This window comes from Arthrobacter sp. MYb227 (genome assembly GCF_002975435.1).
In the GTDB taxonomy this organism is placed as follows: domain Bacteria; phylum Actinomycetota; class Actinomycetes; order Actinomycetales; family Micrococcaceae; genus Paeniglutamicibacter.
Genome location: NZ_PCPT01000002.1, coordinates 102219 through 126877, shown reverse-complemented (window position 1 = coordinate 126877; position 24659 = coordinate 102219). Strand labels below are relative to the sequence as shown.

The following is a 24659-nucleotide window of genomic DNA, read 5'->3' as shown; positions in this document are numbered from 1 at the left end:
TGTGTCGCACGCCACATGGCCCCTAGGCTAAAATCAATCACCATTCACTTCACCGGATTCAGGTATCACTAGCTCGTGAAGACACCCGTTCCCTTGCCAGCCTCGAATGCTCTGGCACTCGCGGACGCTGGGCACCTGAACGCTCAGTTCCTGCACTCGCAAAGATCTTCACCACGGCCCAACCCCACAAGGAACCAGCATGACAATTAACGGCAATGTTTCATTCTGGTTCGCTGCCGATGGCCTCCCCGGCCAACGCACCCCGCTGAGCGGGGATACCACTGCTGACGTGGCGATCGTCGGTGCCGGTTACACCGGGCTGTGGACCGCGTACTACCTCAAGCAAGCGGATCCCAGCCTGAATATTGTGGTGCTGGAAAGCCGGTTCGCTGGCTTTGGCGCCTCCGGGCGCAATGGTGGCTGGCTGACAAACTCGATCACCGGTGGGCGCGAGCAATACCTCAAGACCCATGGCCGCAAGATCGTCGGCCGTTTCCAGGAGTTGCTGAATGAAACCGTCGATGAAGTCATTAACATCGCGAGCGCCGAGGGCATCGACGCGCACTTCCACAAGGGCGGCGAATTGAATGTGGCCCGTAACCAGGCCCAATTAGTCAGGCTCAGGGCCGCGGCGCAGGCCGAGTCGCTCTGGCCCGAAGCCGGCACACAATATCTCGACGCGGGCCAAACCGCGCAACGCATCAATATTTCCGGCGCGCTGGGTTCGATTCATCAGCCTCAGGCCGCGCGCATTCATCCGGCTAAGCTGGTCCGCGGTTTAGCCCAGGCCTGCGAAGCCCTGGGAGTGCGTATTTATGAGGGAACTACTGTCACCGAAATCGCCCCGCGCAAGGCGATCACCACCTATGGCACCGTCGAGGCCACCTACATTCTGCGCGCTACCGAGGGTTTCACGGCACATCTGAAGGGTGCGCACCGCGAGTGGTTGCCGATGAACTCCTCGATGATCGCCACCGAACCGCTGTCGGCACAGATATGGGAGCAGATCGGCTGGGGCGAGCGCGACGTCGTGGGCGATATGGCCCACGCCTACATGTATGCCCAGCGCACGCAGGATGACCGGATCACCCTGGGCGGCCGCGGAGTGCCTTACCGCTATGGGTCTCAGACTGATACCGATGGCGCCACCCAGCGACGCACCATCAAGCTGCTCACCGATATCCTGCATGAGATGTTCCCCGCAACGCGCGACGCCGCCATCGCTCACGCTTGGGCCGGGGTGTTGGGGGTACCGCGCGATTGGAAGGCAACTGTTGGACTGGACCCGGAAACCGGTCTGGGCTGGGCCGGCGGGTATGTGGGCACCGGGGTGACGGCAACAAATCTTGCCGGGCGCACGCTGCGGGATCTGATCTTAGAACCCGGCAGCGAGCTAACCCAGATGCCGTGGGTTAATCGCAAGGTCCGCCGCTGGGAAATTGAGCCGGCGCGCTGGATTGCCGTGCAGGGGCTCTATAAGGCCTATGGGATTGCCGATGCGACGGAAAAGGCCAGCGGGAAATCCTCAAGGATCGCCGGGCTCGCGGACCTCATTTCCGGCCGCGGCTAGGCTCAAGCAACTGCCGAGTTCAGGCTGCCGGGTTCACGCCGTAGGGCGTCTGAAGATCAGTGGCACCTCGTCTTCGCCGTTTTCCAAATACGACGAAGCTGCCGCCTCGGCCCGCTCTTCGACGCGCTCGCGTGGCGTAGCGTGGGCAATCGCCGTCGCTCGGCCCCGCCCCGCATCCGGCATGTCCGACGCATCAGATGTTTCTCTCGGTTCCGAGGCAGCACTACCAGAGCCCTGTAGATGTTCCGGCGCGCTGGTTTCTGCGGCGGTGTGCTGCCCTGCCGATAGCCGCCCGGAGCTGAGTGCTCGATAGACCCTGCTCGATGAGTAAATTGCCCCCGCGGCCAGCAGAAAAACTACTATGAGCCCCGAGGCTGCTGAAATGAAGGTAAACAACGGTCAGGGGGTTCCTTGTGCACTAGGTGTTCCGCACATTGCGGTACATCGAACTCTAACGATGCTTCCTCAGAGCAAGCTGAACCCATTTCATGACGCGAACCGCACCGGATTCCCGCTGGCACTACGGATTGCGTAGCTCATCGGCACGAACCAGCAGCACCCCAGCAACAATCAGCGTCCCACCGAGCAGCTGAATTCCTGCCGGAAGCTGCCCCAGCAAGAGCCAGGCCCACACCACCGCAAAAAGCACCTCGGTTAGCGAGATAAATGAGGCAAGTTTGGATCCTAGGGCGCGGGCCGCCATGATCCCACTGACGTAGGAGAGCACCGTGGAAAAGATGATCAACCCACCCAGCGCTACCGCCCAGTGCGTTTCCCATTGGGCAAGTTTCACCGGCGCTAGTACTACCCGCATCTGAAAAATCCCGGCAAGTCCCAGCAGGCCCATCGTCAGTGTTCCCACCAAGAGCCCACCTGTGGCGAGCACCAGCGGTGGCAACGCACCATCAACCCGTGCGCTGACAAAGAAGTACACAACAAGCCCCACCGCTGCCCCCAAGCCCCAGAGCACACCAATCGGGTCCACCCTGGTACTCCCGGTCAGATCAAGCACCGCCAGCAGTCCAATCAGGGATAGTGCGGTGCCCCCAATGGTCAGTGCTGCGGGCCGTTTACGATGCCGCACCCAGAGGAAGAGCACTATCAAGACCGGGGCCAGGTACTCAAGTAGCAGGGCCACCCCGACGTCCAGGCGCTCAACGGCTTGGAAGTAGAAGAATTGGCAGGCGGCAACACCAAAGAGGCCAAAGAGCAGGATCGATTTCCAGTTCTGCCCCAGCATTGCCCATTTCCCACGCATCACAAGCAGCGTGGGGATCAGCAAGACCAACGCGGCGCCACCCATGCGTAGCGTCACCGCCGCCGCTGGTGTCCATCCGACATCGAGCAGTGCCTTGGCAAAGGATCCCGAGAGCCCAAAGACCGCCGAAGAAAACAGTGCAATGCCAACCCCACCCAGCCCGGGCCGCAGCTTGTGCGTGGCATGACCGCTTCCGAGGTCGGGCCCCGGCTCCGGTGTTACTTTCTCCAATGGCATGGCGCTCCTCGATGATCCCCTCATAGATATCTGGGCCGGATACCGAACGTTCCCGGAACCTGCACCCACATGATCGTCAGGAGTAAACAGTTGTATGATCATGACACTAGAACTTTGGCGCATATCCCGTCAATCCATCAGGCATCACAGGAGTCACAATGGTCTTTGCCCCTGACACGGAACAGGCGCTGGGCACAATCGTCGCACTGCTCAATACGCTCACACCCACCCTGGACCACCTGCTCACCCCCGCAGATCTGGATCATTTCATCGCTCGGGAACGCTTCACCGGTTCGCGCACCCACGATGACGCGGAGCTGCGTTCGGTCCGGCAACTGCGCACCCAACTTGCCGAAATCTGGTTGGCCGATGAGGCAAGCGCCGTGGCGCGAGTCAATTCCATCCTGCGCAGCGCCCGCGCACTACCCCAACTGGTGAAACACGACGCAAGCGATTACCACATTCACGCAACAACCCCACAGGCTCCACTGAGTGAACGCATGGCGGTGGAGGCGGCGATGGCATTGGTCGATGTCATCCGTTCCGGTGAGCGGGCGCGCCTGCGTACCTGCGCGGGCAGTGACTGCCAGGCCGTCCTGCTTGATCTATCCAAGAACCGCTCCAAGCGCTATTGCGACACCGGCAACTGCGCCAATCGCGAGCATGTGCGGGCTTACCGTCGGCGCCGCTCTGCCCAAACATCACCACAAATGCTCAGCTGAGCCATACACTTATCTCATAGCAGCGCCTCAAGAACGCCTTGTGGATTCCATGACTCGACACCTAGGAGCACAGATGAACAGCGAACCAGCCCCGCAACTACATGCAGCTGACGAATTTGATGTTGATCTGGAGAAATCCAGCGAAGGGCCGATGCGTGCTGCAACCAGGTGGGCAGCGGGCCTTGTCGACGCATTTTTTGGTGGTGATGGCTCCGAGGCAGTCGGTGCGGCGGTTGTGGTGCACCGACTCAATGATCATTCCGAGGTCATCCGCGTCAATACCGGCACCATCGAGGAAGCCGAATCACTCCTTGGAATGATGCGTAGCGATCTTGCCGAGCTGTCCCACGAGGATTTCTTGGATCGCTGGAGTCCTGCGGATAACGAAGAAAACGTCTCCTAACCCGATTCCGGGCACGAAAAAGCCACCAAGTGCTCGCGGCACTTGGTGGCTTTTGTGAAATCTATTTCTTCGGATCCGGATTGGCCGAGGAACGGTTAACTCCCGAACCCCCGCCTAGGTCCTCGGGGTTTTCCTTGCTGGCCATTGTCATCACGGAAATGACAAGCAGGCAGGCCACAAATGCCACACCAAATGCGGTCAGACCGATGTCTAGGCGCAACGGGTTATCGGATCCGCCGGTTGCCGAAATTGTGGCAATGACGCCAGCTATCAAAGCCATGATCAGCGAGAAGGACAACGGCCCCTTGATGCTCTGCTGCCAAGACTTCTTCTGCTCAGCTGGGTTCTTACCCACGATTTGGCCCTCCTACAATTTTTTGGCTCAACTACTAGTCTAACTCCAAAGCCCGGCCGGCTTGGCCTTGGCATCATGACGAAGCCCAAAAGCGGAGATGAGTTCGAACACCGCAAGGATAATGGCACCGCCACCGGCAAGCCCCAACAGTCCGTGCGCATCAAGGTTTATTCCCATGAGCAACGCACCCCCCACGCCTAACCCTACAAACCCGGTAACCAGCTGGTCACGGAAGGGTAGGAAGTCTGCGCGGTGACGGAAAAAGACAATAATTTCCAGCAATCCGGCGACGATGAATCCCACGGCACCGGCGATGCCCACCACTAGTACCTGCGGGAAGAACGCCATGGACAGCCCGGAGAGAATCATCACCAGCGCAGCAAATGCGTAAAGTGCACGCACTTCGCCCGGCGCGCTTGGTGCCTTCGAGTAATCCCAGATGAACTTCGCACTGATCACCATGAATGCGGCAAGGCTATAGGCCAGCACCTGGTTTGTGGCGCTCGGCCAAAAAATGGAGATAAGTGCGAATGCCGCAGCGGTCAGCGCGCGTCCCATGACGGGGGTTGCGACTTCGGCGGCAATGGATGCGGGGATTTTTACGGCAGACACGCTTTGATTCTAGCGGCGCTGGCCGCTCACATTGAACTCGGTGTCGCGGCGGCGCATGAGTTCGGGCCCCAAATCGGCAATTGTCCCAGCTCCCATCAGCTGCATGGTGACCCGAATTTCCTCGGCCAACAGTTCGATCACGCGCTCCACTCCGGCCTCACCACCTGCCATCAGCCCATAGAGGTAGGCGCGGCCGATGAGTACGAAGTCGGCCCCTGCGCACAAGGCTGCGACGATATCGGCACCGGTCATGATCCCCGAATCCAGAATGATTTCCACGTCCTGCCCCACCTCCGCCCGAACCTCTGCCATGGCTTCAAAGGACACCGGCGCGCGATCAAGCTGGCGGCCACCGTGGTTGGAGACCACCAAGCCATCGGCCCCGGCAGCCACCGACTGGCGCGCATCTTCGGCGCTGAGCACTCCCTTGACGAAGAGCCGCCCGCCCCAGATGGAGCGGATCCATTCCAGATCTTCGAAGGACAGTGTGGGATCAAACATCGTATTGATCAGCGTGGGCAGATCGGTGCTGGTGTTTGACAGCGAGGCGAACTTCAGCGAGTCGGTGGTCAGGAAGTTGATCCACCATTCGGGTCGGTAGGAGGCATCGAGCACCGTCTTGAGGTTCAGCTTGGGTGGGATAACCATGCCGTTGCGGGCATCGCGCAGGCGCTGGCCTGCCACCGGAGTGTCGACCGTGACAAGCAGCGTGTCATAGCCCGCTGCCTGCGCGCGTTCGAGCAATTCACGGGACTTGTCACGGTCTTTCCACAGGTAAAGCTGGAACCAGCGCCGGGATTCCGGGGCGGCTTGCGCCACTTCCTCGATCGAGCGGGTGCCCATGGTGGAAAGTGAGAAGGGGATTCCGGCCCGGGCAGCTGCACGCACCGCCCCGGTTTCACCTTCGGCGTGCATGAAGCGGGTAAATCCGGTGGGGGCAATGCCGAAGGGCAATGCGGAGGGTGCTCCCGCAATGGTTGTTGAAAGGTCCGCGCTGGCGGTGCCATGCAGGATGCGCGGGAGTAGCTCGATGGAGTCGAAGACCTCGCGGGAGCGGGTGTAGGTCAGTTCGCGCTGGGCTGCCCCGTCAACGTAATCGAAGGCCGGGGTGGGGGTGCGGCGTTTGGCGATGGCGCGTAGATCCCAGACGTCTGCGGCCTTGGCTAGGCGTGCCGCGCGGCGGTCAAAGTTCAGTGGTTCAAACTTCATCAGTGAGCGAAGTTCGGAGATCTGCGGCAGGCGGCGCTTCATCATTAGTCCTTAGGTGATTCGTATCGACTCTCACATGCTGCTTCTCGCTGCTGCACGTTGGGTGTGCGCGAAGACAGAGAAGAATATGTGAAATATATTTCTAACAGCCCGGTAGGATATTTCACAACATTACGTCGTCGCACGGACTTGCTCCATCGGCACAACGTTGGGCACCCCCTTAACATCAGGAATCGATGGAACACCGCACCATGGGCACCTCATTGACCGATCGACTCGCACAAAAAATTCGCGCAGAAATTCTCACCGGCACCATCGCCCCGGGAACCATCGTCGTTGAACCGCGGCTTGCCGATCAATACGCGGTCTCTAAAACCCCGGTCCGTGAAGCCCTACGCATGCTCTGTAGCGAAGGGCTGCTCACGGTGCTGCCCAAAAAGGGGTACCTGGTGCGCACCATGGGCCTCAACGATGTGCAAGAAACCCTCGATGTGCGAATGCTGTTGGAGCCCCATGCGGCGGGCGCCGCGGCAACCTTCCGCTCCCCGCAGATTGCTGCCCAGCTACGCCAGCACCTTGACACGCAGCGTGAAATTTCCGTAAGCGCACCCCTGGAGGCCATGGCCGCCGCCCAAGAATTTCATCAGCTCATCGGCGTCGCCTCACGCAATACCCGCATCGTACAAATCCTTGATGCATGCCTCACCGAGACGGCCCGCGCGCATCACGTGCTGCCGGGTTTGGCGCACTACGTGGGGGCACCGACCGAGCTTGCCGAGCATGAGGAAATTTATGCGGCGATTATCGCCGGGGATGCGCCGAGGGCCGAGGCGGCCATGGCCAAGCACCTACGCTCGATTCGCACCACCATGGCCAAGCAATTTACCGATCCTTCGGGGTTATGGGGCTAGACACTCCCCCGGCGAAGAGCCCCCCCCTCCTACGGCTAGGAGCCTAGGCGCATCCAGCGATCGTTGCGCACCCGCCAGGAGAGCGTTGCCGCACGCGCCACCATGTAGCCAACCCCAAAGGCCGCCCAAATCCAGATGACTGCCGAGGGACCGGTGTGTTCAAAGAGCGTGACGAGGTAGAGCATCGGTAGGTAGGCCAGCAGGTTGATCATCCCGGCAAGGGCTAGGTAGCGGGCATCTCCTGCGCCAATGAGCACCCCGTCGAGCACAAAGACCAGCCCGCAGATGGGTTGAGCCACGGCAAGGACCCAGATACCGAACATTGCCGCGCGAATCACCGAGGCATCGGTGGTGAAGAGCATTCCGGCAAAGGGTGCCACGGCCGCCAGCACCGCGCCGGTGATGAGCCCAAAGTAGAGCCCCCACTTACACATGGTGCGGTTCAGCAGGCGGACCCGCTCGCTGTGCCCGGCCCCCAGCTCCTTGCCGATGAGGGCCTGGGCGGCAATGGCCAACGCATCCAAGGCGAACGCCATAAAGGTGAAGATGGTGAAGACCAATTGGTGGGCGGCAAGGGTCAGTGTGCCCTGCCCGGTGGCCACCCAGACGGTGGCGATCAGCGCCACGCGCATGCTCAGGGTGCGCAGCATGAGCCAGGAGCCCACCCGACCGGTGGACAGCAGCCCGGGCCCGTGCGGCGCCAAGGATTGCCCGGCGGCCCGAATCCGCGGCACCAGCATCCACAGGTAGACCAGCGCCATGCCCCATTGGGCGATGGAGGTGCCCAGCGCCGCCCCTGCAACGGACATGCCCAGCGGGTAGACAAGGATGAAGTTCAGGACGATGTTTGCCGCGAAGCCAACCCCTGCCACATAGAGCGGGGTTTTGGTGTCTTGCATGCCGCGCAGCACACCGGTGGCCGCGAGCACCAGCAGCATCGCTGGGATCCCGAAGGTCGAGTATTGGATGTAATCAACGGCGAAGCCCAGCACCTCACCCTTGGCGCCCATGGCCGCAGCAAGTGGTTTGGCGCCAAAAAACCCGATGAGTCCCAGCACCGTGCCAAGCCCCAGCGCCAGCCAGATTCCATCTCGCCCGGCGGCCATGGCCTTACCCAGTTGCCCGGCACCAATCGCGCGGGCCACCGCGGGGGTTGTTGAGTAGGCCAGGAACACCATCAGGCCCACCGCGGTTTGCAGGACGGTGGTGCCAAGTCCGGCACCGGCAAGTTCGTTAATGCCCAGGTGGCCGATGATCGCGGTGTCGGCGAGCAGGAAAAGTGGTTCGGCGATGAGTGCGCCGAGCGCGGGGACCGCGAGCGCCAGGATGGTACGCCCCAGCCCCTTGGTCGAGGTGGGAGTGTGCTGCTGGGCTACTGGTTTCACCCCACCAGCCTACTGGGTGAAAATTACCTATTGACGCAAAGTGGTTTGTGTTGCAAACTGGTTTGCATCCACTCCGCTTCACCCACACGAAAGGCAAGACCATGAACGCCTCATCGAACACCGAGAAGCCATTTGACCCCCGCACGGCACTTGCGGCGATCAGCACCACGGAGGCCACCACCCGCAAGGCGCTGGGCCCCAACGTCACTGTTCTTTACCTAGTGTGGGCCGCCACCTACCTGCTGGGCTACGGACTACTGCATGCCACCACCCACGGATGGATCACCCTGAGCTACCCGGTAGCGCTGCTGATCGGCGCCACCATCTTGCTCGGAGCCATCATCTTTTCCGCGGCGCTGGGCATCCGCTCCGGCACCCAGATCCGCGGAGATTCCCGCTTCGCCGGCATGGCCTACGGGTTCAGCTGGATGGGCGGATTCGCCACGGTTGCGGTCTTTTCCATCGCCTTCGCCAATCTGTTGCCCGATGCGCCACAGGCTACCGTCGGCTGGATCATCAACTCCGTTGCCATCCTCGTGGTCTCACTGATGTATATGGCCGGTGCCGCCATCTTCCAGGACCGCCCCATGTTCGTTCTCGGTGCCTGCTTCACGGTACTCAACGTTGTTGGCCTGCTCGCCGGGCCCAACCTATTCATGGCATTCTTCGCCCTTGGCGGCCCGGCCCTATTCATCGCCGCAGCACTACTCATGCGCAATACCTCCGCGAAAGAGGCGAAGTAGCCATGGCCGAGCTAGATCCCTTGATCCATGCCGATGCACGCTTACGTCTCATGTCGGCGCTGAACACCTTGGGCACCAAGGACGCAATCGCCTTCCCCAAGTTACGCGAAATCCTGGGCATGACCGCCGGGAACCTCTCAACCCACCTGCGCAAACTCGAGGACGCCGGGTACATCACGCAGGAAAAGGTCATCGAGGGCCGCACCCCGGCCACCTATCTGGGCATCACCCCGCTGGGAACGGCAGCATTCGACACCTACAAAAAACAATTACTAGAACTGCTCTAAAACAACCCCCGGGACACTCTTTACGCTCCGGGGGTTGAGGGGTTACGCAGCCCCAACACTGCCAGGGATGCGGCCACCATCAACAACAACCCAACCCCCGCTACCAGCCCGGGCCAGCCCCACACATTGAACAGCAACCCAATCGCCCACCCAAAGAGCGATGAACCGCCATAGTAGGCGAGGTTGTAGAGGCTTGCGGCCTGCGCCCTACCACCCACGGCCAGGACCGGGATCCAGCCACTTGCCACGGCGTGAGCCCCAAAAAACCCGGCGGTAAACAGCAGCATCCCCACCACCACCGAAGGCAAGAATTCAACCAGGGTGATAAGTAACCCACCGAACATCACCCCAATGGACCCCAGCAGCACCGGCAACCTGGCAAAACGCGCAACAAACACCCCAGACTGCCGCGAAGACCAGGTCCCGGAAAGATAGGCAATAAACACCAATGAGGCAAGCGAAGCGGGAATCAAAAACGGTGGCGCCTCAAGCCTGAAGCCCAGATAGTTGAATACCGCCACAAAACCACCCATGAGCAAGAACCCTTGCGCGTAGAGCACCAGCAAGCGGCCCTGGCGCAGATTCGCCCAAAGTTTTCGCCACAACGGAACCGCATCGGGGCTAGCGAACGGCACGGGAGTGAACCCACGGGGACTAGGCGCAACCGCAATAAAAACGCTTGCGGCAATCGCAGCCATGATGCTCACTACAAGCGTTCCCACGCGCCAATTCCAAAACTCACTCAGCGGGCCGGCAACCAATCGCCCGGCCAACCCGCCCAGCGTGGTGCCGGAAATATAGGTACCCGCAGCAACCGCGGCATGTAGGTGAGAGACTTCTTCGGCCAGGTAGGCAAGGGCGATGGCGGGAATTCCACCAAGTGCCAACCCCTCAATGAAGCGCAGCGCCAGCAACCATTCGAAGCCCGGGGAAAAGGGAACCGCAAGGCCCAAGATGACCGCGGCAATAATGGCGATGTTCATGGTACGTAGCCGCCCCAAGCGATCAGCCAGCAAAGACCAAACAAGCACCGAACAGGCAAGTCCCAGCGTCGCGGCCGACACCGCAAGAGCCGCTTGGGCCTCCCCAATGCCCAGATCGCGGGAGAGTTCGGGAAGCACGCCCTGCACCGAATACAGCTGAGAAAATGTTGCAACACCCGCGGCAAAGAGCGCCAAGATCATGCGCTTATAGCCCCGACTACCGTGCCGGTGGCCCTGCCATTGCACAGGGGCCCCCACTACGTATTCCTGACCAATCCACTCCAGGCCATTATCCGGCTCACGCTTAGTTCGGTAGGAAAGGCAATAGCAGGTAGGAAAGGCTCAATGCCACGGCATTGTTGAAAAAGTGCAGCACATACGCGTAGGCAAGTGATTTGCCGGTCAGTACATAGGCAACCGAAATCATGATGCCCAACGTTGTATAGGGAATTGCACTTGTCAGATCGAAGGAGCCGGCACCAATGAAGTGCAGCGAGGTGAAGAGCACCGCGGAAATCCCCACGCAAACCCACACATTGAGTTTACGGCTGAGCTTTCCAATGAGCAGGTGGCGGAAGATGTACTCTTCAACCAGCGGCCCCATGATGGCTGTGACAACAAACATCGTGATGAAGGGGACCGAGCGGGTCATCCCCTCGATGGCCAGCTGGTTTTCGCTCTTGACCGGGTTGCCCATCGACATCAGCAACACGGCACCAATGATCAGGGTGCCAAACCAGCCGCCGGGGATCATCAGTGCCTTGGCCCACGGGTAGTACTTGAAGGTGGCAAAGGAACGGCGCAACGCATCGAACGCAACAATCATCACGCCGGTAAACATGATCACATAAACAATCAAGTTCACGGCAAAGAGCGCGCTCTCCTGAGTGGGGAATGCCTCAATGAAGCCCGGTAGCATCCCGATCAATTGCGCGGCACCAAAGATGAACAACGCAATGTAGAGCGCTAGCACCACCCAATCGCCGCCTCGCATGCGACCTGAGTCAAAGACGGGTTGACGTTCACGCGGCAGGGGCTGCGGATATGGGTATGGCGGCTGGTGCATGTGCTTTAGCTTATCGAGCAAAGCTGTTGAATACCTCAGCGCACCACGCGGCGACTACTCAACGCGTAGCCCCAGCTCACCTGCGAGGATGGGGGCCAGATCGATGAGCTGCTCGTAACTGACGGTGGCACCCTTGAGCGAAGAAATTCCCGAGAGCGTACGCAATCGTGCACCGCGCAGATCAACGTCCTTGAGCTTTGCCCCGTTCAGGACCAGGGTGTCGATGGTGCAGTCGATAAAGCTCACCCGCTCCAGTGAAGCGGTACCGGCATCGAGTTCCTCAATGTGCACATCGACAAAGAGCACGTCCTTGATCTTGGCGCGGCGCAGGTTCAGGTAGCCAAGCTTGGCGCGCTCAAATTTTACCGAGCGGAACGTCGCCCCATAGAGTTCGGCCGACCCAATGCGCCCGCCAATGACCGCAGTATTCCACCAGCCGGAGTCCGGGGCCTCAAGCACCGGGGCGTTGACCTCCTCGATGCGGCAATCCCCAAAGGTCACCCGCGACATGGCGGCCCCCTGCAGGGCCACGGAGCGGAAGATGCATTCGGTGAAGACCGCGTCTTCGAGATCTACCCCGTCGGCATCGTCGGCCTCAAAGAGCAGCCCCTCCGCCCGGCCGTCCACTTCCAGCCCGGTCAGGTCCCCGGATCCAACGGTGGTTGGTTCTTTGAAGGCGGGCAGACGCGGGGCTTTTACTGGTGCAGACATGGGCAATAGCTTATGTTGCAATCGTGGCGGGGGCCCGCTTGTGCCGGAGTTGGGATTATCACCCGACGTTGGCTTGACGAAGCTGATACGCCGTGGGCATACCTTCCGGCAGGTGGCGAGGGTGCCCTCCGCGCTGGCTTCAGCCGAGGTGGCTAGTTGGGAGCCGCAAATACCGGGTTTTGGGCCAGTTGCCGTCCCAGTTCCGGGGCCAGTGAACGCGCAAAGTCATGGGAGAGATGGGATTGATCGTAGTAGGTGATCAGCGAGCCGATGACCGCGTAACAGGTGTTTTCATCGCAGATTGAATCGGTGAGATTTGGTTGCACGATGCCTGCCGGTGCCGTGTCACTTTTCAGCGCCTTGCCCAGGTTTTGTGGCACATCGAGGCCCTGCTTCCGACTCACCGCACAGGCCAGCGGGTCCTCGGGGCTTGTGGCAACGCAGGTGGGGACGTTCTTATTGCCCAGCCGCGGGACCTCACGGATCACTGCAACGGCCTTTCCCGCGTCACTCCACGATTGCCATAGCGCGGTGAAGCCCTCGGTGGCCGGGTTCTTGAACTCGTAGCCCGGCGAGGATACCCAGCTGCGCTTATTGCCTTGGGCCGCGACGATAATGGCATCGAGATCCGTATCCGCGGCGAGGGCCGGACCCAGCGCGCGCATTGACTCGGTGCACAGCCGGTATGCGGTTCCGCTGAGCGCCTCGGCCCCCTTGAGTGCCGCAACCGATGGCGAACAGCCCGAACGAATATGGGTGACTAGTTCCCAGCCGCGTTCCCTGGCCAGGATTTCTAGTGCCGGTAACCACGCGGAAGCATGCGAATCTCCGACCAATGCCACACGCATTGTGGGGTTCTGCGTGGTCCCCAGCGTGCAACTGACATCGCCCACCTGCAAGGTGTCCGCCTCACAGCCCGGGAACAGTGGTGCGCGGACCTCCTGGGAAACCATGACAGCCGAGGGGTAGGGAGCAAAATTTGAGGCAACCGGTTGGCAGTTTTCCGGATGAATCAGGGATCCGGACCCATAGCAGGGGTCCTGCGCCGACATCCGCGGTAAGTTGCTGCTGTGCGCCGCAGCTGCGCTGCCCGCGACGGTAACCCCGGTGATGAGCAGCATCCCGGCAAGCGCAAAAATCATCGAGTTGCGCACCGGTTTCAGGAATTTGCCGAAGCGGAACGGGTTTTCGATAAGTTTGTAGGACAGCCAGGCTAGGACCAAGGTCAGGATCAGCATCCCGAGTTCCTGGTACCACTTGGGTTCGGTGCGGAGCACAAAGGGGGCAACGATGATCAGCGGCCAATGCCACAGGTAGGCGCCGTAGCTAATATCGCCGATGACGCGTGCGGGACGGATGGAGAGCCAGTGCGCGTGCGATAACCAGGGTCTGTTGTGTGGGCCGGCGGCGGCAAGCACCGCTACGGTGCCGAGCACCGGGACCAGTGCCATGGTGCCGGGAAATCGTGTCTCCGTGGGGATCAGCATGGCTCCGGCGAGCAGCGTGAGAAGGCCGGCCCACCCCAGCAGGGCTCCGGGGATCCCACGCACCGCGCCACGTCGGGCGAGCAGGGCAACGATGCCACCGGCGGCAAATTCCCAGCCGCGGGCGGCTGTATTGAAGTAGGCTCCGGGTGGGTTGACCGCGGTGAGCCATAACCCGTAAGCGAAGGAAAGTACCGCCACCGAGACGATTGCGGCAAAGAAGACCCGGCTGCCGGCGGTCACGGTGCTTGCACCGTGTTTCCCGCCCACCCGGGCGCTCACCCAGAGCACCAAGGCGGCAAGTAGCGGCCAGAAAATGTAGAACTGTTCCTCAACCGAGAGCGACCAAAAATGCTGCACGGCTGTTGCCATTTGCCCTGCCGCGGCGTAGTCGGTGGCATCAAGCACCAAGGCCCAGTTCTCAACATAGAGCCCCGCAGCGGCAATATGTTTGAACATGGTGCCGTGTTCGGTGGCCGGGATGAATAGGTAGACAAGGCCGGCGGTGGCCAGCAGCACGGTGAAGGCAAGGGGCAGTAGTCGGCGGATGCGGCGGGCCCAAAAGCTTGCGAGGGCGATGGTTCCCGTGGCACGCATTTCGCGGAAGAGGTGCGCGGTGATGAGGTACCCGGATATCACGAAGAACATGTCAACGCCGATGAACCCGCCGGGCAGTGCCCCGGGTCGCAGGTGGTGGATGATGACCATCAACACCGCGATGGCGCGCAACCCCTGGATATCGGAACGGAATCCCATTGACGATGCGTGGGTGTTTGCTTCAGGCCGGGCAAAGCGTGGGAATGAATGCGGGGTTTGCTTGTCGGCGGTGCTGGTTCGGGCTGTCACTTGCGAAATCTTATCGCATGGGGGAAATCGCGGCATTCACCCGAATCAGTGCCAGCACTCGGGAGATTTTTCTTTGCTGGTGGTCGGGTTGGGAATTATGCTCCTGCAGAGGCTTGGGGGTGCGGAGTTCAAAAAAATTGCGGTGACGCGACCCACCTGGATTTGGGGCTGTGCTCCTCTTTCCCCGGAGGTGGCCCCACCGGCGGTTAAAACGGCTAAAGGGGGGCCGCATCGACGAAGATGCTTCTGATCGATGCGACCTCCCTTGGGGTGGTGCCTAGTTGAGCTACCGCGCCTGCGTGTGGTGTTTAGCCGGTGACCTCGTTGGCGGTTTCACCGGGTACCGGAACTCCAACCACCGGAGCGCCACCGGTAGGAGGTTCAGCATCGACGTCCTCGGCGGGGCCGGCGAACTGCGACTTGTAGAGCCGGTAGTAGGCGCCACGCTCGGCAAGCAGTACCTGGTGGTTGCCCTGTTCCACGATCTTGCCCTCTTCCATGACCAGGATGGTGTCGGCATCACGGATTGTAGAAAGTCGGTGCGCAATCACGAAGCTGGTGCGATCGCTACGCAGCGCGGCCATGGCATGCTGTACCAAAAGCTCGGTGCGCGTATCAACGGAGCTGGTTGCCTCATCGAGAATCAGCAGCGATGGATTTGCCACAAAGGCCCGCGCGATGGTGATCAACTGCTTCTCACCGGCGGAAACGTTGGTGCCTTCTTCGTCGATAACCGTCTCATAGCCATCGGGTAGCGCACGCACAAAGCGATCGACGAACGTTGCCTTGGCGGCAGCGTAGACTTCCTCGTCGGTGGCGTCCAGGCGGCCGTAACGGATGTTCTCCATGATTGACCCACCAAAGAGCCAGGCGTCCTGGAGCACCATGCCGACCTTGGAACGCAGATCCGCGCGGCTGATCGCGGTGACATCGACCCCGTCAAGGGTGATGGATCCGGAATTCAGCTCGTAGAAGCGCATCACCAGGTTCACCAGCGTGGTCTTGCCCGCGCCGGTGGGTCCGACGATGGCCACGGTGTGCCCGGGATGTGCCTCGAAGGACAAATCCGTGATCAACGGCTTATCTTCCGAGTAGGAGAAGGTGACGTTGTTGAATTCGACGTGACCATCGGTGCGCGCCGGCAGTGTGTCGGTGACATGATCCGGTTCCTGCTCCTGGGCATCGAGCAGCTCAAAGGTGCGTTCCGCGGAGGCCACACCCGACTGGAGCATATTGGCCATGCCGGCCATCTGCCCCAGCGGCTGGGTGAATTCGCGACTGTACTGGATAAATGCCGTGGCATCGCCCAGGGACATCTGTCCGGAGGCAACGCGCAGCCCACCGACCACGGCGATTCCGACGTAGGCGAGGTAGGAAACGAAGTTCATGACCGGGAAGATCATTCCTGAGACGAACTGGGCACCGAAAGATGCCTTGTAGAGTTCCTCGTTCTTCTCATGGAAACGATCGAGCATGTCCTGCTCGCGGCCGAAGACCTTCATCAGGTCATGTCCGGAGAAGGATTCCTCGATCTGCCCATTCAGCGCACCGGTATTCTTCCACTGGGCTGTAAAGAGGCCCTGCGCGCGGGAACCGATCACGCCGGCAGCAACTGCGGACAGTGGCAACGCGATCAGGGCGATCAGCGCCATCTGCCAGGAGACGATGAACATCATGATCACGATGCCAACGACGGTCAGCAGGGATTGGACCAGCTGGGAGACCGCCTGCTGCAAGGCGTTTTGGATGTTATCCACATCGTTTGTCACCCGGGAGAGCAAGTCTCCGCGCTGGCGGGTATCGAAGTAGTTCAGCGGCAGCTTGTTGAGTTTGGTTTCAACATCCTTGCGCAGCTTGTAGACGACCTTCATGACCAGGCGGTTGAGCAACCAGCCCTGCGCCCACATGAACAGCGAGGAGACGAAGTACATCGCCAAGACAATGAGGATGTAGCGACTGAGCAGGGGGAAGTCGATGCCGGTGCCGGGCACCAGATTCATCTTGGACATCATATCGGCGAGGTTGCCCTGCCCCGCCTGACGCAGGCCTTCGATGGCCTGATCCACCGGGACATTTGCGGGCATCTGCTTGCTGAAGGCACCGGCAAAGATGACATCCATGGCCTTGCCCAGAATCTTGGGGGCGATGACCGCAAGTACTACGCCGGCGGCAACCAGCAGCAGCACCAGTGACATGCCGAGTTTTTCCGGGGCCAGCAGGCCAACCAGGCGTTTGGCGGAGGGCCAGAAGTGCTTGGCCTTGCGTACCGGCATGGCATCGCCGAACGCGTCGGAGGCACCGGCAGTATCAAATTCGTCGAATTCCTCGACGGCAACCTGATCGGCAGGGGTTTCTTGAGTTCGCTTTGCCATTTAGGCCACCTCCTCCACTGCTAGCTGCGATGTGACGATTTCTTGGTAGGTTTCCGAGGACTCGAGTAGCTCCTCGTGAGTTCCGCGAGCCACGATTTCGCCGTGGTCCAGTACCAGGATCTGGTCCGCACCGGTAATGGTGGAGACCCGTTGGGCGACGATGATCACCGCGGCGTCCCTGGTGGGTTCCTCAAGCGCGGCGCGTAGCCGGGCATCGGTTGCCACATCGAGCGCGGAGAATGAGTCATCGAAGAGGTAGATCTCCGGACGTGCCGCCAGTGCGCGGGCAATGCATAGGCGTTGGCGTTGCCCACCGGAAACGTTGGTTCCGCCCTGGGAGATCTTGCCATCCAGTCCGTCTTCGCGGGCCGTGACAAATTCGTGTGCCTGGGCAACATCAAGGGCTGCCCACAAGTCATCTTCGGTAGCGTTTTCCGCACCAAAGCGCAGGTTGCTGGCGATGGTTCCGGAGAAGAGGTAGGGGCGTTGCGGGACAGTTGCCACGGCGCCGGAGAGCTGTTTGCGGGTCAGGTCGGTGACGGGGATGCCGCCAACGAGCACTTCACCGGCACCGGCATCGTAAAGTCGCGGAATCAGATTCAGCAGGGTGGACTTGCCCGAACCCGTGGAACCAATGATTGCCGTGGTTTCTCCGCGGCGGGCAATGAATGAAACATCGTTGAGCACCGGGGCCTCGGCACCGGGGTAGCCGAAGGTGACGTTGCGGAATTCGACGGTGCCCGGGTTATCCATCTGGGCCACGTGTTCGGTTTGATCGCGCAACGATGGCTCAAGGGTGGTGACCTCGTTAATACGCTCGGCGCAGACCATGGCCCGTGGGATCATCATGGCCATGAAGGTTCCCATCATGACGGCCATGAGGATTTGGAGCAGGTATTGCAAGAATGCGGTAAGTGCACCGATTTCCATTCCATTGTTTTCCACGCGGTGGCCACCGAACCAGAGCACAGCGGCGGTGGCGATGTGCAGGATCATGCCGATCAGCGGGAACATCAAGACGAACAGGTTGCCAACGCGCACTCCCACGCGGGTGAGTTTGGCGTTTGCGTCCTCGAAGCGTTCGGCCTCATGTGGTTCGCGTACGAAGGCGCGCACCACGCGGATGCCGGTGATCTGCTCGCGCAAAACCCCGTTGATTCCGTCAATGCGATCCTGCATCTGGCGGAAGAGCGGCATCAGGAAGAAGACCAGCACGCCGACCACCGCGATCAGCAGTGGGACCGAGACCCAGACCAGCCAGGACAGGCCCACATCTTCGCGTAGCGCCATGATGATGCCGCCGATGCACATGATGGGCGCCGAGACCATGAAGTTCAGGCCCATGAGCACCAGCATTTGGACCTGCTGGACGTCGTTGGTGCCGCGGGTAATCAGCGTTGCGGCACCGAATTTGTTGACATCTTGGGCGGAGAAGCCGGTGACGGAATCGAAGACCGCGTGGCGTAGGTCGCGGCCGATGGCCATGGCGGTTTTGGCGCCGAAGTAGACGGCGGCGATGGCCGTAAATACCTGGACGAAGGCGACGGCGAGCATGACGCCGCCGGTGCGCCAGATGAAATCGGTATCGCCCTTGACCACACCGGTATCGATGATCTCGGCGTTGAGGCTGGGCAGGTACAGGGTTGCCATGGTGGTTGCCAGCTGGAAGAACAGCACCGCAACGACCCACCATTTGTATGGCTTTGCGTGTCTAAGTATGAGCTTTAAGAGCATCTAAGAAAGTCCTCAGGTGTTGGCCTCACAAATTCCGGTGTTTCCGGGTTTTGAGGTGTGGCTCGCCGATGGTTTTCGGCCGAAGCATTGGACACTCTACACGCGTTTGGCGACACTTTGATCCCCCTGGAGAGGGATTTTTGGGGTACTTTTTGACACTCGTTGACCGGTTTATGGCGTAGGGGCTGGGTTTAGCCGCAATTGCTGATTTTTACCCCCCTATTGCAGCGGAGAAAATCCGGTTAGAGTGGAATTGAAATATCACGATACGAAAATGGTAGGTGTTTTTTATGTCTGAACTTTCCACCCAGCTGATCCCCGGGCAGCGCGCACCGCAGTTCTCTCTCACCGATGCGAGCGGCTCCGCGGTTTCCCTGTCCGATTACGCGGGGAAGAATGTTGTTGTGTACTTCTATCCCAAGGCGGCAACCCCCGGGTGCACCACCGAGGCCTGCGACTTCCGTGACAACCTCAACTCGTTGCGTTCCGCCGGGTACGAGGTCATTGGCATCTCCCCCGATCAGGGCGAGGCACTGGCATCGTTTAGCAATGCCGAATCCTTGAACTTCCCGTTGCTCTCCGACCCAGACTTTGTGGTTGCCACGGCGTACGGATCCTTTGGTGAAAAGGAATTTGGCGGCAAGAAGTTCTCCGGCACGCTACGCAGCACTGTCGTTGTTGACACGCAAGGCAATGTTGCGCTGACCGAGTACAACGTTGATGCCTCGGGGCACGTTGCGCGTCTGCGTGATGCCTTGGGCGTCTAAGACTTGAGCATCACGCCGCTGTAATACCGGCACATTTTCGGCCCGAATTGCTTTAGAGCGGTTCGGGCTGATGTGTGCCGCGCACCGGAGCAATAAGCTGCGGGGTCCGATCCAAGCGCAGACTCGGGGCAAGCTGGGCCAAGATTCTGCATTCGTCAGCGGTCCAGGTTTCCACGGCACGGATGCTGCCATCGGCCAGGGTGACCCAGAGTTGCTCGCGATGCCGTTCATCGTTTCCCTCATCCCAGGTCACGTACCTGAGCTGGGAGCTGGCGAAGGGCACCGTGAACACTTGACCTTCGGTGCGTTCAAAAACAACACCGGCATCGTACACATGAGTGAGCAACATGCCACGAACCCCCGCGCGGTAGCGGTGCACCAGTTCCCGACCAAAGACCATAATGAGCCCCAGCCCGATCAGGCTCATGACAAGGACGGCAACCCAGAGCTCGGGCGCCTGCGGATGCCAACGGGTCAGGAAGAGCACGCTTGCGCCAAGCACGATAAACCCGACGATCACCCCGCTCACGGAGTTGGTCAACGAGTTTTTATCCTCCTGCTTGTTTAAACGCAGCGTGCTGCGCCAATTTCCTAGCGAGGCGGCACTGGCTTGTTCTGCGGCTCGAGTGGTGAAATTCCAGCCCTGCAGAGTGCTCATGACGCATCAGTCCCGCGCGGTGTACTGGAGGTGTGGATGAACGTTGCCGAGGTCAGAAGCTTGCCCATGATGCGAGAGTAGCAGAGCAAACTCGAAATGTATCCGGGTATTCGTGCCCAGTTTTTACCGGCTTCACAAGGTGACTTGTGGGGCTCGGAGGTGTGTCTTATGGGGGACCCTAACGCACGGTGCGAAAGACTTTGGGAAAGCACAGGCCGCAGAAGGAGTCTTCCATGAGCAGGGCGATGTTGGCGCGACGCGTGATCACGCTAGGTGTTGCGGCATTGGTCTTGAGCGGGTGTACCTCGCTGACCGACCCCGACGGGCAACAGGTCCTTTCCTCCCCCACGACCAACAATGCTGGAGCACCGGGCTTCACCGATCCATCGCTCTTACGGGTGCCGGGATTGAGCTGGGCAAGCGGCGAAGGATTACCCGAATACCAGATCCACCGAGTGACACTCGATCAGGCGCGTGAGGCGGTTCGGGATCGCGACTACACGGAAGTTTCAACCACCGAGAAGCTTGTCACGACCGGCACCTTGTTGATCCCCTTTGGGCTTGATGAGACCGGGACCTTAGCGGGCTTCACGGGGCAACAGTCCGATCATCCGATCGATGCGGTGCTGTTTTCCGGGGCTACCGGCGTGGGACGTTACACGGATGGAAAATTGGCTCGGTTTACGGAGCACGGCAAAAACTTCCTTCCACCCGAAACGGCCATCGGCCTAGGCTCGGTGGGCCCGGAGGGCACCGTGTGGAGCGAACCCGACGAGGACTGGCAGAGCGGTAGGTGGCGGATCCTTTGGGTGCCTCATGGCCAAAGCGAGGTTCGAGTGCTTGCCTCCTCCGCCGATGTTCAGGATCCCACCCAGCAGCCACCGACCTATTACGGAGCCTCAACTCCGGTCTTCTCCAATGGCCGAGTTTTCTGGCATGCCTCGTTCCACGCCGAGGATTCGGCGCTCATCGTGCCCAAACTCTTATCCGTGGCATTCGATGAGCCGGGCCATGTGCGCATTGAGGATGCCGAAGGTTTTGACCCGGTACCCGTTGGCTCCGAAATTCTCTACGTGGGGACCCAACGGCCGGCACCGGGTAGTGAGCCGGCCGCACTGGGAGCCCCGGTGCCCGCACAAATTGCTGTGCTCGATGCCAGTGGGACAGCGAGAAGTTTGGTCGAGCTTTCCCCCGAGGCACCCCCGGCGAACCAGATCATGAACTTAGGCGCCCAGCAGGGGATCGTGAGCTTCACCTATCTGGGTGACTTTTATATAGCGAATACGCTCACCGGGAAGGTCATCGCGCTACCCATGCCATCGGGCACCGGCGTGGCAAATGTTGTGCATTGTGATCAACGCGTGAGTTTCCGCTTCTCCGATGGTGGCCACGCGGCGGCATCTGCACGCTATGTCTACGACGTTGCCAGCGAATCCTTGCTGGTGGTGCAGGATCCGAACTTTACCGGCGGCGCGCAATGCGCCGGAGATCTGATCTCCTGGAGCGTTGCCAAACAACTCGATGGACACTCCAGGCAGTGGGATGTCATGACTCGTTGGAAACGCTGAGTTAAACAAAAACCCGGGGCACCGCCCTCATGATTACTGTTTATGAGAGGTTGGGGCGGTGGCCCGGGAAGTTTTTGCCCCGGTGGCCACAGTGGGCCTCGGGGGGGTGTCGCTTAGGCGTCGGTCTGGACGTCTCCGCGACGGATCAGCTGGCCCTTGGGGGTCTTGAAATCGACCTCGGTGCCGCGCACGAAGGTGCGGTGTACCTTACCGGCAAGTGCCTTGCCCTGGTACGGGGAGATCGGGTTCTTGTGGTGCAGCTTGTGCACATCGACCACGAAGCTTTCACCGGGTGCGAAGAACGCGAAGTCGGCATCGTTACCCAGGGCAATTGCACCCTTGTGACGCACTCCGGCGATCTGCGCCGGGCGCGTCGACATCCAGGAAAGTACCTGCTCAAGTTTGATGCCGCGGCGCTGCGCCTCGGTCCACACCAGTGAAAGACCCAGCTGCAGCGAGGCAACCCCGCCCCAGGCCACACCGAAGTCGCCGTTTTCGACGTCCTTCAAATCAATGGTGGACGGTGAGTGATCCGAGACGATGGCGTCGATAATTCCATCCTGCAGACCCTGCCAAAGCAGTTCACGGTTTGAGGCCTCACGGATGGGCGGGCAGCACTTGAAGGCCGTGGCACCGTTGGGGATTTCCTCGGCCAACAAGGTCAGGTAGTGCGGGCAGGTTTCAACGGTCAGCTTGACCCCATCGCGCTTTGCCGACTTGATCATGGGCAGCGCGTCGGAGGAGGAAAGGTGCAAGATATGGGCGCGTGCGCCGGTCCAGCGGGCACGCTCGATGACCTCGGCGACGGCAACGTTTTCGGCACCGCGCGGACGCGAGGCCAGGAAACGATCGTAGTGATCACCCTCGGCATTTGGTGCACGATCAATGGCGCGGGAATCCTCGGCGTGGACCAGCATGAGCGAATCGAACGAGGCGATCTCCCCCATGTCCTCTTCCATCTCATCTGGCTCGAGGTACGGGAATTCTTCGACACCTGAGTGCAGCAAGAAGCACTTGAAGCCAAAGACGCCGGCATCATGCAGCTTGCGCAGCTCCGGCTTGTTGCCCGGGATCGCGCCGCCCCAGAAGCCCACATCGACATAGGCCTTGCGGCGGGCGGCGTCCTGTTTCAGGGCCAGCGCCTCAAGGTTTACCGTCGGCGGGATGGAGTTCAGCGGCATATCAACGATGGTGGTGACGCCACCGGCTGCCGCTGCCTTGGTTGCCGATTCGAAGCCTTCCCATTCGGTGCGGCCCGGCTCATTGACGTGTACGTGGGTGTCCACCAGGCCCGGAATGAGCACCTGATCCTCGGCAACCTCGATGACCTGCGCGCCCGAAAGGTTATTCCCCAGCGGCTCAATGGCCACGATCTTGCCATCGCGCACGCCGACCTCGCGTGGCACGATGCCCGCATTGGTGAGGATCTGTGCGCCACGAATGACCAGATCGTAGTGGGCACCAGTGGCCTGTGCGGATGCTGCATCCGGCGTCGTTGCCGCGTCGAGCTCGGTGTTGCTCATGGTGGTTTATTCCTTACGTTGTAAAAATATTGAGGCGTCTAAAGATTGAAGCTTTTTAGCCGGCGCTAGTGACCGCGCTGAATGAGGCATTGGTAAGAATTGCCGGTGCAAGTAATTCTGCTGCGTCGGTAATCAAGGCCGCAGCGTTAGCCATCGAACGATTCAGATCGGGCTCGAGTTCCTGGAGCGCTACCACTTTGGAAAAGCCCGCTGCGCTAAGCTCCTGGGCGCCCAGCAACGTACGACCGCAAATGGCATAGACCGGAACTCCGTGGGTTGCGGCAAGCTCGGCAACACCAATGGGGGTCTTACCCTCCAGGGACTGCCTATCCAGGCTGCCCTCCCCGGTGATCACGGCATCGGCGCCTTCAAGGGCTGCCGCGAGTCCGGTCAGTTCTAAAACCACCTCGATGCCGCGTTGGCGGGTGGCACCGAGCACCGCGAGGGCAGCGAAACCAACCCCACCGGCGGCGCCAGCACCCGAGGCACGTGCGTGTGCGGCAACGGCAATAGCGCCATCGACCTCGCTTAATGCGTTGCCCATGCACTGGCCAAGCACGTGAGCAAAGTTGGCAAGTGCCGCATCGAGGTGCTCAACGTCGACGGCGCTCGCACCCTTTTGTGGGCCAAAGACCGCAGCGGCACCGTTGGAACCGGTCAGTGGGTTATCCACGTCGGCGGCGAGGATCACCTTGATATGACCAAGGCGTGAATCAAGCCCGTTCAAATCCACACGTGCCAAGGTACTCAGGGCCCCGCCGCCACGTGGAAGTTCGTTGCCTTGGGCGTCAAGGAGTTTAACGCCCAGGGCCTGGAGCATGCCGGCGCCACCATCGGTGCAGGCACTGCCACCAACGCCAAGGATGATTTCCTTGGCGTTGGCATCAAGTGCCGCAACGATCAGTTCGCCGGTTCCATAACTTGTAGCCCCGCGCGCATCCTTGATGCCGCCCGGGAGCAGATCAAGGCCCGAGGCGGTGGCAAGTTCAACCACCGCAATCTCACCGCGCAGCCCAATGGAGCCACGAACCGGTTCCCCGGTGGGGCCGGCGACCGTCAGTTCGCGGGCGCTGAATCCGGCATCCAGCGCCGCGGCGAGGGTTCCTTCCCCGCCGTCGGCCACCGGAACCACACGCGTTCTGAGGTTGGGGATCTGCCGACCCAGACCTTCCCGTACGGCGTCGGCTACCTGGGCACCGGTCAGGGAGCCCTTGAACTTATCGGAGGCGATAACTACAAGCATGGTGTGGTTCTT

Annotated in this window: 23 protein-coding genes; 8 read left to right on the top strand and 15 right to left on the bottom strand. The window is 60.6% G+C overall.

The window, feature by feature from the left end; all coding sequences use genetic code 11:
• Positions 1-199: 199 nt before the first annotated feature.
• Positions 200-1570, top strand: a complete 1371-nt coding sequence (locus tag CQ018_RS04620) for an FAD-binding oxidoreductase (protein ID WP_105548824.1) — start codon at positions 200-202, stop codon at positions 1568-1570.
• A 33-nt stretch (positions 1571-1603) separates the two neighbouring features.
• On the opposite strand, the gene CQ018_RS04615 is transcribed toward CQ018_RS04620, so the two are convergent.
• Together CQ018_RS04615 and CQ018_RS04610 are read right to left on the bottom strand one after the other, a co-directional pair.
• On the bottom strand, positions 1604-1966 hold the full coding sequence (locus tag CQ018_RS04615) for a hypothetical protein (RefSeq protein WP_105548823.1): 363 nt from the start codon (positions 1964-1966) through the stop codon (positions 1604-1606).
• A gap of 124 nt (positions 1967-2090) precedes the next feature.
• The gene (locus tag CQ018_RS04610; protein WP_105548822.1) at positions 2091-3065 is read right to left on the bottom strand and encodes a DMT family transporter; all 975 of its coding nucleotides are present in this window, start codon (positions 3063-3065) and stop codon (positions 2091-2093) included.
• 158 nt (positions 3066-3223) lie between these two features.
• Here CQ018_RS04610 and CQ018_RS04605 point away from each other — a divergent pair, with 158 nt between their 5' ends.
• Positions 3224-3787 (top strand): CGNR zinc finger domain-containing protein, encoded by a 564-nt coding sequence (locus CQ018_RS04605; protein WP_105548821.1) that lies wholly within the window; start codon positions 3224-3226, stop codon positions 3785-3787.
• Between the two features lie 73 nt (positions 3788-3860).
• Positions 3861-4190 carry a hypothetical protein gene (locus CQ018_RS04600; RefSeq protein WP_105548820.1) on the top strand — a complete coding sequence of 110 codons (330 nt, stop codon included), beginning with the start codon at positions 3861-3863 and terminating at the stop codon, positions 4188-4190.
• Between the two features lie 61 nt (positions 4191-4251).
• Here the strand turns inward: CQ018_RS04600 and CQ018_RS04595 are convergent, their stop codons facing one another.
• From CQ018_RS04595 to CQ018_RS04585, 3 genes are read right to left on the bottom strand one after another with little or no spacing between them, the layout of a single operon-like run.
• Positions 4252-4545 (bottom strand): hypothetical protein, encoded by a 294-nt coding sequence (locus tag CQ018_RS04595; RefSeq protein WP_105548819.1) that lies wholly within the window; start codon positions 4543-4545, stop codon positions 4252-4254.
• A 39-nt stretch (positions 4546-4584) separates the two neighbouring features.
• The gene (locus tag CQ018_RS04590; protein WP_105548818.1) at positions 4585-5157 is read right to left on the bottom strand and encodes a DUF308 domain-containing protein; all 573 of its coding nucleotides are present in this window, start codon (positions 5155-5157) and stop codon (positions 4585-4587) included.
• A gap of 9 nt (positions 5158-5166) precedes the next feature.
• Positions 5167-6408, bottom strand: coding sequence for an alpha-hydroxy acid oxidase (locus tag CQ018_RS04585; RefSeq protein WP_105548817.1), 1242 nt, complete (start codon positions 6406-6408; stop codon positions 5167-5169).
• Positions 6409-6617: 209 nt separating this feature from the next.
• On the opposite strand from CQ018_RS04585, the gene CQ018_RS04580 reads away from it, so the two are divergent.
• A complete protein-coding gene (locus CQ018_RS04580) occupies positions 6618-7277 on the top strand; it encodes a GntR family transcriptional regulator (protein WP_105549316.1) in 660 nt (219 codons plus the stop codon).
• 35 nt (positions 7278-7312) lie between these two features.
• Here CQ018_RS04580 and CQ018_RS04575 read toward each other — a convergent pair whose 3' ends face one another.
• Entirely contained in the window at positions 7313-8662 is a 1350-nt protein-coding gene (locus tag CQ018_RS04575; protein WP_181149732.1) for an MATE family efflux transporter, read from the bottom strand.
• Positions 8663-8763: 101 nt separating this feature from the next.
• Between CQ018_RS04575 and CQ018_RS04570 the strand changes: the two genes are divergently transcribed.
• Positions 8764-9405, top strand: coding sequence for a hypothetical protein (locus tag CQ018_RS04570; protein WP_105548816.1), 642 nt, complete (start codon positions 8764-8766; stop codon positions 9403-9405).
• 2 nt (positions 9406-9407) lie between these two features.
• Positions 9408-9692: a transcriptional regulator gene (locus CQ018_RS04565; RefSeq protein ID WP_105548815.1), complete on the top strand. Its 285-nt coding sequence runs from the start codon at positions 9408-9410 to the stop codon at positions 9690-9692.
• 20 nt (positions 9693-9712) lie between these two features.
• Here CQ018_RS04565 and CQ018_RS04560 read toward each other — a convergent pair whose 3' ends face one another.
• From CQ018_RS04560 to CQ018_RS04535, 6 genes are all read right to left on the bottom strand, one after another.
• Positions 9713-10876, bottom strand: a complete 1164-nt coding sequence (locus tag CQ018_RS04560) for an MFS transporter (protein ID WP_105549314.1) — start codon at positions 10874-10876, stop codon at positions 9713-9715.
• A gap of 103 nt (positions 10877-10979) precedes the next feature.
• The gene (locus CQ018_RS04555; protein WP_105548814.1) at positions 10980-11741 is read right to left on the bottom strand and encodes a CPBP family intramembrane glutamic endopeptidase; all 762 of its coding nucleotides are present in this window, start codon (positions 11739-11741) and stop codon (positions 10980-10982) included.
• 54 nt (positions 11742-11795) lie between these two features.
• Positions 11796-12452 (bottom strand): pentapeptide repeat-containing protein, encoded by a 657-nt coding sequence (locus tag CQ018_RS04550; protein ID WP_105548813.1) that lies wholly within the window; start codon positions 12450-12452, stop codon positions 11796-11798.
• A 152-nt stretch (positions 12453-12604) separates the two neighbouring features.
• Entirely contained in the window at positions 12605-14782 is a 2178-nt protein-coding gene (locus CQ018_RS04545) for an acyltransferase family protein (protein WP_181149731.1), read from the bottom strand.
• A gap of 308 nt (positions 14783-15090) precedes the next feature.
• Complete coding sequence (locus CQ018_RS04540) at positions 15091-17154, bottom strand: ABC transporter ATP-binding protein (RefSeq protein WP_105548811.1); 2064 nt, start codon at positions 17152-17154, stop codon at positions 15091-15093.
• Complete coding sequence (locus CQ018_RS04535; protein WP_105548810.1) at positions 17155-18888, bottom strand: ABC transporter ATP-binding protein; 1734 nt, start codon at positions 18886-18888, stop codon at positions 17155-17157. It lies immediately after the preceding gene.
• A gap of 290 nt (positions 18889-19178) precedes the next feature.
• Between CQ018_RS04535 and bcp the strand changes: the two genes are divergently transcribed.
• Positions 19179-19655 carry a thioredoxin-dependent thiol peroxidase gene (gene bcp / locus CQ018_RS04530; protein WP_105548809.1) on the top strand — a complete coding sequence of 159 codons (477 nt, stop codon included), beginning with the start codon at positions 19179-19181 and terminating at the stop codon, positions 19653-19655.
• A gap of 52 nt (positions 19656-19707) precedes the next feature.
• Here the strand turns inward: bcp and CQ018_RS04525 are convergent, their stop codons facing one another.
• Positions 19708-20313: a hypothetical protein gene (locus CQ018_RS04525; protein ID WP_105548808.1), complete on the bottom strand. Its 606-nt coding sequence runs from the start codon at positions 20311-20313 to the stop codon at positions 19708-19710.
• A gap of 233 nt (positions 20314-20546) precedes the next feature.
• On the opposite strand from CQ018_RS04525, the gene CQ018_RS04520 reads away from it, so the two are divergent.
• Positions 20547-21881, top strand: coding sequence for a hypothetical protein (locus tag CQ018_RS04520; protein ID WP_146111816.1), 1335 nt, complete (start codon positions 20547-20549; stop codon positions 21879-21881).
• A 113-nt stretch (positions 21882-21994) separates the two neighbouring features.
• On the opposite strand, the gene allB is transcribed toward CQ018_RS04520, so the two are convergent.
• Together allB and CQ018_RS04510 are read right to left on the bottom strand one after the other, a co-directional pair.
• The gene (gene allB / locus CQ018_RS04515; RefSeq protein ID WP_105548806.1) at positions 21995-23404 is read right to left on the bottom strand and encodes an allantoinase AllB; all 1410 of its coding nucleotides are present in this window, start codon (positions 23402-23404) and stop codon (positions 21995-21997) included.
• 55 nt (positions 23405-23459) lie between these two features.
• Positions 23460-24647 (bottom strand): glycerate kinase, encoded by a 1188-nt coding sequence (locus CQ018_RS04510; protein WP_105548805.1) that lies wholly within the window; start codon positions 24645-24647, stop codon positions 23460-23462.
• Positions 24648-24659: the final 12 nt, after the last annotated feature.